At 43.0% G+C, this 13,788-nt stretch carries 12 protein-coding genes; 3 read left to right on the forward strand and 9 right to left on the reverse strand.

Annotated elements, in window-relative coordinates:
• Positions 1 to 12 precede the first annotated feature (12 nt).
• On the forward strand, positions 13 to 1,872 hold the full coding sequence (locus MSG36_RS13130; RefSeq protein WP_248368243.1) for a helix-turn-helix transcriptional regulator: 1,860 nt from the start codon (positions 13 to 15) through the stop codon (positions 1,870 to 1,872).
• A 136-nt stretch (positions 1,873 to 2,008) separates the two neighbouring features.
• Here MSG36_RS13130 and MSG36_RS13135 read toward each other — a convergent pair whose 3' ends face one another.
• The 5 genes from MSG36_RS13135 to MSG36_RS13155 form a co-directional block, all read right to left on the reverse strand.
• A complete protein-coding gene (locus MSG36_RS13135) occupies positions 2,009 to 2,512 on the reverse strand; it encodes an ABC-type transport auxiliary lipoprotein family protein (RefSeq protein WP_248368244.1) in 504 nt (167 codons plus the stop codon).
• On the reverse strand, positions 2,512 to 4,137 hold the full coding sequence (gene pqiB, locus MSG36_RS13140; protein ID WP_248368245.1) for an intermembrane transport protein PqiB: 1,626 nt from the start codon (positions 4,135 to 4,137) through the stop codon (positions 2,512 to 2,514). The genes MSG36_RS13135 and pqiB overlap by 1 nt, the downstream gene beginning before the upstream one ends.
• 24 nt (positions 4,138 to 4,161) lie before the next feature.
• The gene (locus MSG36_RS13145) at positions 4,162 to 5,409 is read right to left on the reverse strand and encodes a paraquat-inducible protein A (protein ID WP_248368246.1); all 1,248 of its coding nucleotides are present in this window, start codon (positions 5,407 to 5,409) and stop codon (positions 4,162 to 4,164) included.
• Positions 5,410 to 5,636: 227 nt separating this feature from the next.
• Complete coding sequence (locus MSG36_RS13150) at positions 5,637 to 7,031, reverse strand: polysaccharide lyase family 7 protein (RefSeq protein ID WP_248368247.1); 1,395 nt, start codon at positions 7,029 to 7,031, stop codon at positions 5,637 to 5,639.
• A gap of 215 nt (positions 7,032 to 7,246) precedes the next feature.
• Positions 7,247 to 8,113: a LysR family transcriptional regulator gene (locus MSG36_RS13155; protein ID WP_248368248.1), complete on the reverse strand. Its 867-nt coding sequence runs from the start codon at positions 8,111 to 8,113 to the stop codon at positions 7,247 to 7,249.
• Positions 8,114 to 8,254: 141 nt separating this feature from the next.
• Here MSG36_RS13155 and MSG36_RS13160 point away from each other — a divergent pair, with 141 nt between their 5' ends.
• Positions 8,255 to 8,629, forward strand: coding sequence for a nuclear transport factor 2 family protein (locus MSG36_RS13160; protein ID WP_172380198.1), 375 nt, complete (start codon positions 8,255 to 8,257; stop codon positions 8,627 to 8,629).
• 219 nt (positions 8,630 to 8,848) lie between these two features.
• Here MSG36_RS13160 and proX read toward each other — a convergent pair whose 3' ends face one another.
• Genes proX through proV form a run of 3 tightly spaced genes read right to left on the reverse strand, consistent with a single transcriptional unit; the run spans position 8,849 to position 12,134 of the window.
• Entirely contained in the window at positions 8,849 to 9,856 is a 1,008-nt protein-coding gene (gene proX, locus MSG36_RS13165) for a glycine betaine/L-proline ABC transporter substrate-binding protein ProX (RefSeq protein WP_248368249.1), read from the reverse strand.
• Positions 9,849 to 10,943: a glycine betaine/L-proline ABC transporter permease ProW gene (proW, locus tag MSG36_RS13170; RefSeq protein ID WP_048617625.1), complete on the reverse strand. Its 1,095-nt coding sequence runs from the start codon at positions 10,941 to 10,943 to the stop codon at positions 9,849 to 9,851. The genes proX and proW overlap by 8 nt, the downstream gene beginning before the upstream one ends.
• A 3-nt stretch (positions 10,944 to 10,946) precedes the next feature.
• A complete protein-coding gene (gene proV, locus MSG36_RS13175; RefSeq protein WP_048614446.1) occupies positions 10,947 to 12,134 on the reverse strand; it encodes a glycine betaine/L-proline ABC transporter ATP-binding protein ProV in 1,188 nt (395 codons plus the stop codon).
• Between the two features lie 639 nt (positions 12,135 to 12,773).
• Between proV and MSG36_RS13180 the strand changes: the two genes are divergently transcribed.
• Positions 12,774 to 13,511: an HAD-IIB family hydrolase gene (locus tag MSG36_RS13180; RefSeq protein ID WP_248368251.1), complete on the forward strand. Its 738-nt coding sequence runs from the start codon at positions 12,774 to 12,776 to the stop codon at positions 13,509 to 13,511.
• Positions 13,512 to 13,551: 40 nt separating this feature from the next.
• Here MSG36_RS13180 and MSG36_RS13185 read toward each other — a convergent pair whose 3' ends face one another.
• Positions 13,552 to 13,764 carry a TIGR02450 family Trp-rich protein gene (locus MSG36_RS13185; RefSeq protein ID WP_017068050.1) on the reverse strand — a complete coding sequence of 71 codons (213 nt, stop codon included), beginning with the start codon at positions 13,762 to 13,764 and terminating at the stop codon, positions 13,552 to 13,554.
• Positions 13,765 to 13,788: the final 24 nt, after the last annotated feature.

Genomic DNA, 13,788 nt, shown 5'->3' on the forward strand with positions numbered 1-13,788 from the left:
GTTAATGTTTTAATGAGTGAGTTTTCACAGTTGTTACGTAACTTCAGAAAGGAACTTCAATTTACACAAACAGAGTTTGCAACCTACTTAAATCAGCTGGACGATGACTTTAATGCGGTTGACGTCGTAACAATAAATCGTTGGGAAAACAGTAAGGTAAAGCCTAGTGCATACAAAGCACTCAAGATATTACAATACCTTGGTGGAGATTTATTTGAGACAATAAAGAGCTTTAAGTCCGAACAAAAAGACACACTAATCGAGTCGTTTTTTAACGAATCCTATGGTTCATTTCAAAGTAGAATTTCAGCTCTAGCAGGCCTGAATCAACAACAAGGCGAACGCAATTTTAAGTCACAGCCTTTAATGTCAGAGCCGTGTGACACTAGCGTTATCGACAGAATCAAACTACTGTCTAAATTCACAAAAGTCGATATTTCGCCACTGGACCAAATTGATTTATATCTCTATTACTGTGAGAACAAAGCTCACGGCCACAAGCTCATCAATACAGATGGCGACATTGTGAGTCACAATGTAGGCTTTTTCTTTGAAGACCATCAATTCGAGAATTTAAAGACTCAAGAGCTAGATCTAAGAATGGCTTGCTCTTTAAATTCAAGCAAAAGCATAAATTATTTTAATATAAGCTCACACTCAGAGACAAAAAATCATGTTATTGAGCATATAGTTTCAGATATAAAGTTACTTTCTCAGAACAAAAACATTAAAAAATACTCTGTTTTAGTAAAAGATCCAAACATGTTGAAACTATTAAAAAGAATAGGATTTGAAGTATTCAAATTTTCAGAACCTTCCGCTAAAAAATGTAATATCACATTCAAAAACAAACATTATAGCTACTGTATATTAACGATTGATAAAATAGACTATCTGACGAATCGGAACGTAATGTCACTAATCAAAGATGAATATTCTACCATGATGAAATTTCCGCAATTACTGCGCGAAGCGCGCAAGAAATTGAAGTTAACGCAAAAGGATTTTGCGGCATACATTAATCACTTAGATGATGAATTCAGCTCTGTAGATGTCGTAACGATAAATCGATGGGAAAATAGCAAAGTAAAGCCAAACAATTACAAGGCTCTAAAACTATTGGACTGCCTTGGCCTGGACTTGTATACAACGTTGAAATCCTTTGATTCAGAAGATAACGAAGACAGTGCACTACTTGAAGACTTCCTTCGTGAGAGGTTCTTTTCGTTTCAAAGCCGAATATCGTCTATCACTAAAGGGGAAATAGAAGAAGGCTGCGACTGTCAGATCATGCCACTAATGACAGATCAGAATGACAAAGCAGTAATAGATAGAATAAAGCTGATTTCACAATATACAAAGATGGATCCTTCAGCCCTTGATACTATCGATCTGTTTCTCTATTGCAGTGAAAAAAAGGCGCATGGCAGAAAAATGGTCGATGTAAATGGTGATATCGTTAGTCATAGCCTAGGTTTTTTCTTCAACGAAGAGGTTTTCGAGCAATACCAAAATAAGCATCTACATATTAAGCAAGCTTGCTCTTTAGATTCTAACCAGAACTTAAATTACATTGTGGTTAGCGGTCACTCTGAGAAGCGCGAACAATCTGTTGCGAACTTGATTTCCGATATGAAGCTTCTTGCAAGAAATACTAAGATTAAAAAGTATTCCATGATCATAAAGAACCCAAGTGCATTGGAACTTATGAAGAACATCGGATTTGAAATATGGAAGTTTTCAGAACCAACAGAAGAAAAGTCGAACATTACCTTCAAAAACAAAAACTACCGCTATTGCGTACTGACTATCGACAAGATCGAATTACTGAGTAACAAGAATGTTATCGCATTTATTAATAAATATGGTTAACGACTCAGGTTTACTGGATCTAAACAGCCACCAAACAATAGGTGGCTTTTTAATCCTCCGAGAGCTACCCATTAGCAATAGGGTGAATCAGTCAATTAGCCAGATATACGACTAACGGTATTAATCAGACAAACACCTAAGGCAATTGCGTCTGAATCTCAGATAGCACCTCATCTAACCCCTCACCTAGTGCTTCAACGAGTGCTTCATAACCTGCTTCTTTCAAGGGTACTTTTGATTCGAAATCGGCACGCGCGAGCTCTGAGCTTTGATCGCTTAATACCCAAGTTCCTTTCACTTCTGCGTTTCCGGTATAAGAGCCATTGAACTGCTCAAAGGTTATCGTCAACTCTCTTTCGGGCTCTCCTGATGTATCAGAAGTATTGACCCGCTCTTCAAGCAGCCCTTCAAGGTTTTCAGCCCAAACGTGTTTACGCGCAGACACCAATTCATTTTCAGACTTGCGATACGCAATCCCTATTGTGTCGAGATAGTCTGGTAACTCCACTCTCGTTTTAATCTTAAAGATCGGTTTATCTAGCGTACTTTCTGGCAAGAGATACGCGTTAGTGCCATCAGTAGGCGTTGAACACCCTAAAAGCCCGAAGAGCACGATAAGTGATATAAATAGCTTTCTCATTATTCCACTCCCTTAACTGGAATCGGGTCTTCTTCTACTTCGCTACCAAACACCAGCGCATTCGGTTTATCGTTCAGCACTTTAATCAGCGGACGAAGCTCTTTTAACACATGTTCTAACTCTTCAGATGCACTGATCAATTGCTTGTAGGCATCTGAATCATCGTCGTAGCTCTCTAATGTCGTCTCAAGTTGCTTCATCGTTTCACTGACATCCTTTGGTAACGCTTTTGCGCCCTCACTATCCAGCAGTTCATCCATACTCTTTAAGGTGCTATCTAACGAGGCAAGTGAGCCATTTAAGTTAGCCACAGTCGCATCTAGCGGTAACTCGTTAATCTTGGTTAGGAAGTCTGTGATCTGCTTTTGAATCTCGGTCAAGCCACCAGCCACAACAGGGAAGACAGGATAACCATCAAACTCTCTTGGCTCGTACGGGTCTTCGTCTTCATAGAAGTTTATGTCGACAAACAATGCGCCTGTAAGCAAGTTACCCGTCTTCAGAGTCGCTCTTAAACCTTCTCCCATTTGAAGGTCGACTCGTTTGGCAAAGCTTTCAGCATTCACAGCCTTAAAGACTTCTGAAACTCGTTCTATCTCCAGCTTGATTAAGATGGGAATGCGGTTCGAGACCTTGCCGTCTTTATCCATGCGAATCTGTAACGGCACAGTATCCACTGTACCAATTCGAACGCCACGATACTCGACGGGAGCGTCCTTCTTTAGACCTCTGACTGACTCTTCAAACAACAATACGTAATAAATAGAAGTGGTGTATTTACCTTGTAAAACTGCGTCGTAATTATCGTAAAGTGTATATTCTTGTAAGTTCTCTTTGATCTGCTGTCCCGGCTGAATACTCTCTGCCACATCAAAACTCACGCCGCCCGTTATTATGCTTTCTATCGATGCGAAGTTAACGTCGAGGCCATTCGCACCAAACTTCACATCAATCCCAGAGGACAACCAAAACTGAGTTTTCTCGAAGATCAGCCCGTCGTAAGGAGCAAAGATAAACAGTTGGTACTTACCCACTTTATTCTCGTAATCGAAACTTGTTTTCTCGACACGCCCAACAACAAAGCCATGATGCAATACAGGTTCGCCAACGTTCAGTTGATTCGCTTTATGGTGCGATAACACCACACGAATGCCTTTGGTGTCTGGCCCTGCGACGGGTGGCGTGTCTAACACATCAAACTTCAATTGAGATTCACTGGATTTCCCTGGCTTCAACTCAATGTATGAGCCTGACAAAATGGTTTCCAATCCGCTGATTCCATCAGTACCAATGTGTGGCTCAACCACCCAAAATTGAGTCTCAGTATTGATCATGCGAGAGGCTTTCTTGTCTATTTGAGCTTTGGCGATGATGTATTCATAGTCTTCGCTTAACGCCACGTCAGTGATTGTCCCAACGTGCACGTTCTTAGATTTGATCGCCGTTTTTCCTGCTTCTATCCCAGAAGCATCTGGCAAGATCAGGGTGATCTCAGGTCCACGATTGTTGAAATATTGGAACAGCATCCAACACCCCACCAGTACCGCAATGATCGGCACAATCCAGACCGGAGACAGTTCGCTTTTTTTTGATACTTTCGCATCTGAAGTAGTTTGCTTTTCCATATGTCCCACACCTCTTTGGGGAGATTACTTCCATATAATCCGAGAATCGAAAATCATCGCCGACAACATCGTAAAGATAACAACCGACGCAAATGACAGTGCCGCAGGCCCAGGGTAAATAGCCATCACACCATCGAGCTGAACCAAGGCAACAAGAATCGCGACGACAAAAATATCTATCATCGACCAACGGCCAATAAATTCGGTGATACGGTAGAGCTTAAGATAGCGACTCGCCCTTTGATTGGTGAGCCCATGTACCCTTTTTGCATTCCAGTACAGATAAGCCAAGGCAAACATCTTTGCCATTGGGATGAAAACACTCGCGATAAGAATAATAAGTGCCACGGGGTATGAACCCATATTCCAAAGCAAGATCACCCCTTCCATGATGGTGGATCCTTCACTCGTCCCGAAGGCAGACGTATACATCATTGGGTATAGGTTTGCTGGAATATAGAAAACGACAGAGGTGAACAACAGCGCCCACGCTATTTGCAGATTTTTTATTGGTTCAAATCGATGTAAATGTGTGTGGCAGCGTGAGCAATGATGAGTAGCCTCACTGTAGCGATGCACTTGACCGCAAATATGGCAAGCAAGGTGCTGCTTGTTCTGAAAGGTACTACCAACCGTTTGTTCTTGTGCGTTTTTAGTCGGAACTAAGCGATCCCATAACCAATCAAAATCAACCAAAGAAATCGTCTTCACCACCAACATGGCGTAGATACAAAATGCCCAAAATGATGTCCCCATCGATACATCGGCTAATGCTGCGATCTTGATTAAGCTGACCAATACGCCGATCAAAAACACATCGACCATCAACCAAGGCTTTGCCCAACTTAATGACTTCAACGCCAAAAAGGTGAGTCGGTTATCCGCATAATGAATGTGCTTCTTTCTGTCTACCAGTAGATAAAACCAGAGAGAAAGCACCAAAAAATAGGCAGGCAAAAGAATCACGGCCAGAAAAAGTAATATAGCAATCAGGCTGTTATCCATTCGGTTCATCATATCAACAGCTTGATACAGGGTGATTTGCTGGCTAATTCCTTGAACGCTGAACGACATATACGGGAATGTCAGGCTCATGATTAAAGCAATAAGGCTAGCCGACGCATAAGCCATCACACCTTGCTCTTTATGATGCCCGAGGCTCGATAAGGTGTGAGAACATCTCGGGCAAGAAGCTTCACTGCCCGCAGACAGTTCTTCAAACTGACTAACCAGCCCGCATTCGTGACATGACTTGGTAAAGCGCTCTGGCAATGACGTCCCCTTTTAGTCTTTATAAGCAACTAGACACTCTAGGTAAATATAAGTAAGGGTTGGATTTTTTGCCAATATGCACCGAATTAAACGCGCACGATATACTAGAAATGAGAGATAGAAAGTAGAAGGGGATGACCCATCGCCATCCCCTTTTCAATCATTGAACAAATACAAGCCGCAACGAGTAAACTCGCTGCCGTAGCGACGCACTATTTATAGCGTGATCAGTTGTGATTGTTGTCTAACTGATAGAAAGTCACTTGCGCATAATCGCTATCGTCACTTGAGTTGTCTTGCAAGTAGATACCCGCTTTAAAGTACATGTAGTTATCCGCATCGTCATAACCGCTGTTACTCATATCCACTTCTTTTGCCGCCAACTCTGAGCCATTTTGACTAATAGTCGTAATCAACTTATCACCTTCAACAACAATGGAATACGAGAAGGTTTCATCGAGTGCAATACCGTCACTTGGGTTGCTAGTGCTGTTTAAGTCACCGTCAGACGTCACCATGTTACCTAAAAGGTTATGCCAAGTTTCATCGCCACCGCTCGAGTTCGAGGTTTCATGAGCAAAGTAGATTGCACCTTTGTCGTTGCCTGGCAGTTTATGGTAGTACAGGCGAATGGGTTCGTTTTTCTCAGCGTGAATTTGGCCAATCACGATTCGACCCACTTGTTCAGTGTTCGAAGTCGTTGTTGTCACGTGATTGATAGCTAACGTCGCATTTAACGTCCCGTCGATACCACCAAAGTCGGACTGGTCACTCGATGGAATAGACGAAAACGCCCAGTTATTGTCTTTACCCGAAGTGGAGTAAGAGGTATCACCGCGACGAAGCATCTCTCTTAATTCAGTACGAACATATTTTGTTCCGCTAGATGTAGTCACGCCTTCGACTGGTGTGTAGAACACCAAGCCACCATCACTACCGGTATAGAAGAACTGGTCTTCATAACCCGCATCTAGCGTGTTCTCTTTGATAGAAGTCGCGTAGCCGTCACCTTCATCAACGGGAATACTCACATACCAGTCCAGTAAGTCGAAGTTACCTGACGGCGGTAGGTTTGGATCGAGTCCATAGTCAGGGCTATCATTGCCACTGATTTCGACTTCTGTAATATTCGTCCAAACACTTTCTGCACTGTTTTCAAAGACTTTGATACGAACCCAACGAGCTTGAACATCCGTCACATCGTAGGTTTCAAAACCAGATGTGCTGCCTCTACTATATCCATAGTAAACCTTGTCCCAGCTGCTTGAACTTTCATCAGCTAGCGCTCTGATCTCGAACTTATAAGTTTGCTCTTCGCCTTTACCCCAAGCTATCGCGACGTCTTGAACATTTTGTACCGAGCCTAGGTCGAGCACTAAATTGACAGGCGCATTCTGAGCAGCCCAACGTGATGACCAATCAGTACTGCCATCAATCGTATTCGATGCTGGGTAAGAGCTATGCGCTCCGCCCCAGTCTGATGCGGATTGAATGTTCAGTGTTTCAGCCGATACGCCATAAGTAGCCATCGCTAAAAGAACCGCACACGACAATTGTTTGTAAGGTTTAAATTGGTGAGTTCGAGGTTTGCAAGAAGTGAGTTTGCAAGGTTTAAAAGTCATACAAGTCTCCATGATATATTTCACGTATAATATTTATTCCATATTTTGTAGGGTGTTACCGAAGTAACGAGAAGCACTATAGGACAATATTTGTACGACAAGTTGAACAAACATCACGATTATGAATTATTATATTACAAATAAATAACTATGTGACATGAACCATTCTTATACCAAACACATCATCTAATAAGACAGCAATATAACGAGAAGCTTTAAACCAAATTACACTTGAGCTTCTCTTCCAACGCTTGGATACACAGCTTGATGGCGATAGGCGTATTAGAAGCGAATGGGTTTAGCGCATAAACCGTGTTAGTCGGTAGTTGGAAGCTTGGCATTATGTCGACCACTTCATTGGATAACTGAGAGAGGTAGAAGTCTGGAATCACACCGATACCAACGCCAGATTTGATCAAGGCAAGACAGCTGTGAAAAGAGTTAGTGGTGCAGCTTGCTTGTTGTTGGTAAACGAAGTCTGGTTCAGTTTGAGACGTAAAGTAATGAGAGATCTGCTTCCCCTGCCACGAGTTAGCGATATAAGGGATAGAATCAAGTTCGCGTTCACGCATGCTTTCAACGCCACACAACACATCTTTAAATTCACCCAAGCGTTTCTGTTTAAGGTTACTGTCACGAGAACTGCCCACTCGTACCGCGAGATCAATATCGTGCTCCATGAAGTCTAAATGCTGATCGTCGCTTATCAGTTCTGGCTTTAACTTCGGATATTGTTTCATCAGATCGGCAATAACAGGCGCAACCAATAAATCCATCAACGCATTCGGAGCTGTGATACGAATCCGGCCTTGTGGCTGTTCTAGCTCGGCTTTTGCCATATCCCAAGCCGATTCAGCGAGCACATTGATGTCTTTGCAACTCAAATAAAAGCGCTCACCCATGCTTGTCAGAGTTTGTCTTCGTGTTGTGCGTTTAAGGAGAGAGGCGCCTAACTCTTGTTCTAGAATTTTGAGATGTTGACTGACGACAGATTTAGACAACTCTAACTTTTCAGCCGCAGCCGAGACTGAACCCTGCTCTACGATATGAGCGAAAATCGACATCTGCTTTAGCTTACTCATCTTATTGTTCTCTTTTTACAAACAGTATTTTCTATTATCTCTGTTTTTCAAATCAATTTCCAAGACTAAACTCAATTCAACTTATCGAGATACCAAATCAAAAAGACAGTGCTTGAAACAAAACTGTTATGGAGAGAGACAATGTTAAATAACCAAATTTTAGAAGCATGTAAGCAAGGCATTAACGCGTGGCAGAAAGCATTCAACAGCCAAGATGCAAAAGGTTGTGCCGATCAATATACTGAAAGCTGTGTAATGGAAGCGCGTCCATTTGGTACTTTTGAAGGTCGTGAAGCGATTCAAGCATTTTGGCAAAACATCATCGACCAAGGCTTCAAAGACGTTGATTACACCGATGTAAAATGGGAAGAGCACCCAGAAGGCGGTTACATTCTTACCGCTAGCTGGACAATGAACAAAGCGTTTGGTGTTGTTCATCGTGAACACTGGGCACTTGAAGCCGATGGCTGCGCTCGCTTAGTCAGCGACGACTTCGAAGTTCAAGGCGAACGCTAGGAGCTATAATTAGAAGCTAGAAGCTCACAGCTCACAGCTCAAAAATAGAAACAGAAAACAAAAAGCCAGCAATCCAAATGGACTGCTGGCTTTTTAATGTTTGACTCTGTCGCCTAATCACTTGATTTGAAGGTGATTCAGTGACTCTATACAATCACTCAACACGCTCATCATTTCAAATCAAAATGCCTGGTAAGACAGAGCACATACAAGTCAAAGTTACAGTGCTGCTTTCTTCGCTTCTGTAATCCAACCATCGAACGTGCTTTGGTTCGCTTTGATCCAACCATTTACGTGCGCTTCGATATCCGCAGAGCTGTTCTTGCCTTTACTCATCATCATGTTCTGAGCACTTACATCATTGATGTTAAGTTTGATGATCTCGAAAAGCTTCGCTGCTGATGGGTTGTTCTTAGCAAACTCTTTATTCGCGATAATGCGCATTGAGTTCATTTGGAAGCCGTAGTTCTTGCCATTAGACAAAGTAGTATCAACATTCGCACGCTCACCAGGTAATGAAGAGAATGGCACTTCTAGCCATACTACGTCTTCGTTAGGAACCAATACGCCACTCACCCAGTATGGTGTCCACGTGTAGTAAAGGATTGATTCACCCTTTTGGTAACGTGAAATTGTGTCGGCAATGATAGCCGCATAGTTACCTTGATTATGAGTTACCGTATCGCCCAGTTTGAATGCCGACAGTTGGTGTTCGATAACCATTTCACAGCCCCAACCTGGGTTACAGCCTGTTAGATCTGCTTTGCCATCACCGTCTGCATCAAACAACTTCGCGATTTTTGGATCAGTTAACTGGCCAATATTAGTGATGTTGTATTTCTCAGCCGTTTTCTTATCAATTAGGTAACCTTGAGCGGCACCACTTACATATTGGCCTTCGCGGTAGAATTTCTCATCACCACCAGCCATTGTGTATTTGTCAGCATGAAGCGGGAACCAACCTACTGTTAGGAACGTTGCATCACCCTTTGCAATTGAAGTGTAACCTACGTTGTAATCCACTTCTTGAGTTGATTTCACGTCATAACCCAGTTCTTCTAGAGCACGGTTAACGATCAATGTTTGGAACGTCTCTTCCGCTACAGACGATTGAACCGGCTGAACTGATACGCCCTCACCCGGTAGGCTTGCTGCCCACACGTTAGTCGATACCGCTAATGTAGAAACAATGCTTACTGCGAGTTTACTCTTCCATGAATTATTCATTGGTGTTTTTCCTTAATTGAAGTTCTGATTTGTTACCGCGATTAAGTACATTCAGTACAAGGGAAACAGGTCCCATGCGATACCAGCGTAATTTTGTATTACCAGCGTTGACACCCAGTACTTGGGTGATGCGATCTAATAAGATGGCTAAGATAACGATGCCCAAACCACCAACAGCGGCCAACCCCATATCTAAACGGCCAATACCTCTCAGTACCATTTGACCTAAACCACCTACCGCAATCATTGATGCGATAACCACCATCGACAACGACAACATCAGTGTTTGGTTCACGCCGGCCATGATGGTTGGCAATGCAAGTGGCAGTTGAATTCGGTAAAGCATCTGTTTTTTGCTTGCACCGAATGAGTGACCCGCTTCGATCAATTCTTCCGGAACTTGCTGAATACCTAAGATGGTCAAACGTACAACAGGAGGAAGTGCGAATATGATGGTCACCACGACACCCGGAACGTTACCGATACCAAACAGCATTACGATCGGTACTAAATAAACGAAGGCTGGTGTGGTTTGCATGGCATCCAAAATTGGGCGCACGAATTTAGCCGCCGTGTTACTTCGGGCGAGCCATATCCCCATGGGTAAGCCAATCAACAGACAGAAGAATACGGATGTCATGACCAGTGACAATGTGGTCATTGCTTCAGACCAAGCGCCAATCAAGCCGATGAAAGTCAAAGACACGGCCGTTGCAACGCCAAGCTTCAAGTTTGAAAACTGCCACGCCACAAGAAACAAGATGATCAACATGAAGGGGGCTGGTGTAGACACTAACGCCGTTTCAAATGAACTTAGAATAAAATCGATAGGCACACGGATCGCTTGGAATAATGGGCGACCGTGCTCAACTAACCAATTCAGTCCAGACTCTACCCAAGTGTCCACAGGCAAAACGGCCTCTGCAAAAGGGTTTAGTGGATCAAAAGGTGTCGTTTCAACGGTTTCGCTGCTTAACCAATCCGCTGATGGTGAGGTATCAGTGGCTTGACCCCAAGGATCACTTGCAGGTTGAGCTGCAGGAGCCGATTGAGACCATGGGTCATTATTTGTTTGTTCAGACGACATGATCTACCCCTTATCCAATGTTTGTAACAGTCGTGACTTAGTCACCACGCCAAAGTAATTACCTTGCTCATCCACAACAGGCACTGAGTAAGGAACACCACCAACTAGGCCAAGCACATCATTGATTGGTAAATCAGGGTTCAGCGTTAATCCATCATCGAGCTGCGCGCTGACGAGTGATTTGTTCTCTTTGTGAGCTTTACGAAGCGAGTCGATAGAGACAATGCCGGAGTAACGGCTGCTCTTCTCAACTACGATGCCGTACTCGCGGTCGTTATCCATCAAAATTTGTAGAGCGGACGCTGGGCCATCGTGTTCTGATTTTTTAAATACCGCAGCTGGCTTCTTACGCGCAATGTCTTTCACAGTAAGCACGCTTGCCACGTTCACACCGCGGAAGAAAGCTTCGACATAATCGTTGGCTGGGTTATTAAGAATATCGTCTGGAGTACCGACTTGAACCACTTCGCCATTTTGCATAATCGCAATTCGGTCACCGATACGCATCGCTTCATCCAAATCATGCGAGATAAAAACAATGGTTCGTTTATCGTCATTTTGAAGGCGAATAAGCTCATCTTGCATTTCAGTACGAATCAAAGGATCGAGCGCCGAGAACGCTTCATCCATCAACAAGATATCTGGGTCACATGCTAGTGCACGAGCCAATCCAACACGCTGCTTCATACCACCAGATAGTTCATCTGGGTAAGATTCTGAATATGCGCCAAGGCCAACACGTTCAAGTGCTTCTAGTGCTGACTGCTTTCGTTGTTCAACTTCAACACCCGCAAGCTCTAGACCAAACGCGGCATTCTCGATGACCGTCATATGCGGCATCAAAGCGAAATTTTGAAAAACCATGGAGATGTTGTTGCGGCGGACTTCGCGGAGTTCATCTTCTGAGATGTGGGCAATATCTTTGCCTCGAAGAAGCACATTGCCTTTGGTAGGTTCGATCAAGCGGTTAAGAAGGCGTACTAGGGTTGATTTGCCAGATCCTGACAGTCCCATTATGACGAAAATCTCGCCTTCTTGAATACTAAGAGAAACATCGTTAACGCCGATCGTTAGCCCTGTTTCTTCGAAAACTTTATCTTTGTTCGCGCCTTCATTAATCATTGTAAAAGCACGATCGGTGTCTTCACCAAACACCTTGTACAGTCCCTTAACTTCCAGTATGGGATCCATGTAATCTAATCCTTTCTCAGTTATTTAAACTTAAAAATGGTTATTTAAACCCGAAAAACAATTAGCACTCTAAGTAATTGACACGTGTAAATCAAGGTTCTTCGTTTGGTAAAAAAAGGCAGAAGACCGAAATCAGACCAGCAACAACAAGACCAAAAAATAAGAAAAAACAAAGCAAGCCACTGATAATAAAAGGGATAAATTGGACAAGCGTACGGCCAATATTATGTATTACGCAGTCGTAGATTATTGAATATTAATTTTACATTAGAGCAATTAATAGGCTGAATGAACCAACAAAAGCCACAATTAGTTCGTGCACAAATAATTCGAATACGAACTATTTATTAAGCTTTCATGATGTTTCAAAGGCGAAAACGTGCTCGGTAAAAAAATAAGATCAACTCTCAATCTCTACCTAAAAACCAAAGGTCAACCGGCTAAAGCCAGCGAGTCTAAATCAACTTTTTCAACCAAGAATTTTAATACACCACACCAACTGTGATACTTGCTGCAAACTCTCAATTGGTGATTACCTAAGCTGGACATCAACTTGTAGAGTGCTCATTGCTGAGCCATTCTTTATACAAGAAATAAACATTTTTCCGTGACGAAATAGAGAAAAGACAAGGAATTCGAATGATAAAAATGTTGGTGTGTGACTTTGACGGTACGCTTGATGGTGGTTCATCTCACGGTGTTAACCAGTTGTTTGATTACCTCTCAGAGCAACCTGATATCCGCTTTATCATCGCGACGGGAAGAACATTACCTTCGATTCGAGTGGGTTTAGAATCGAATAACTACCCGAAACCACACAGTATTATTAGCGATGTGGGCACGAAAATTCATCATGTTCATTCCCAAAAACCAGACCATATTTGGCATAACCAACTGGAAGCTTCTTGGAACAAATCAAAGGTAGAGACGGCTCTCGCACCCCTTGATTTTATGGGTGAGCGCATAGAAAATCATCAAGGCGATTACAAGATCACCTTTGAAGGGAAGCTATCGGAGCCTCAACACGAACTGATTGAATCTAGCTTGGAGATGCACGGTTTAGATGTTCACCTTACTTACTCTCATGATTGGTACTTAGATATCACACCAAAAGGCGTTAACAAGGCGACTGCGATTCACCACCTACTCGAACAACACGATTTGAGCGTTGCGGAAGTGTGCGTCGCAGGTGATTCAGCTAACGACACCTCAATGCTCACCATTGAGGGCGTAAACTCGATACTGGTCGCTAACCATTACCCAGAGGTTGCTCACCTATCGGATAGAGACAACGTATACACGAGTAGAGCAACACATGCTGAAGGTGTGTTAGAAGGCCTTAAATACTGGCAAGGGCGTGCAGCAGCGGGTAATTAGAAATAAGTAGAGGTGACCGACTGCTCCCTACTTCCTATCCTTATTTCCAACCGGGAAGCCAATGATCCTTGTCGGTGAGATCCCGCCAGTTGATGTCTTCCTCTCTTTTTGTCATCACCGCTTCGATCAAACAACGAATAACCTCCCCTTCTTCAAACTCGACCTCTGTGACCATAAAGTGTTTTTCTTTCTTTACAGGGCTAACGGCCGTCCATTTACTGCGAAGTAGTTTTTTTGGATTGATTCGATTCATGAGCTTATTTCTCGCTTAGATGTC

The sequence above is a fragment of the Vibrio sp. 1CM8B genome (assembly GCF_023161685.1).
GTDB classification, from domain to species: domain Bacteria; phylum Pseudomonadota; class Gammaproteobacteria; order Enterobacterales; family Vibrionaceae; genus Vibrio; species Vibrio coralliirubri.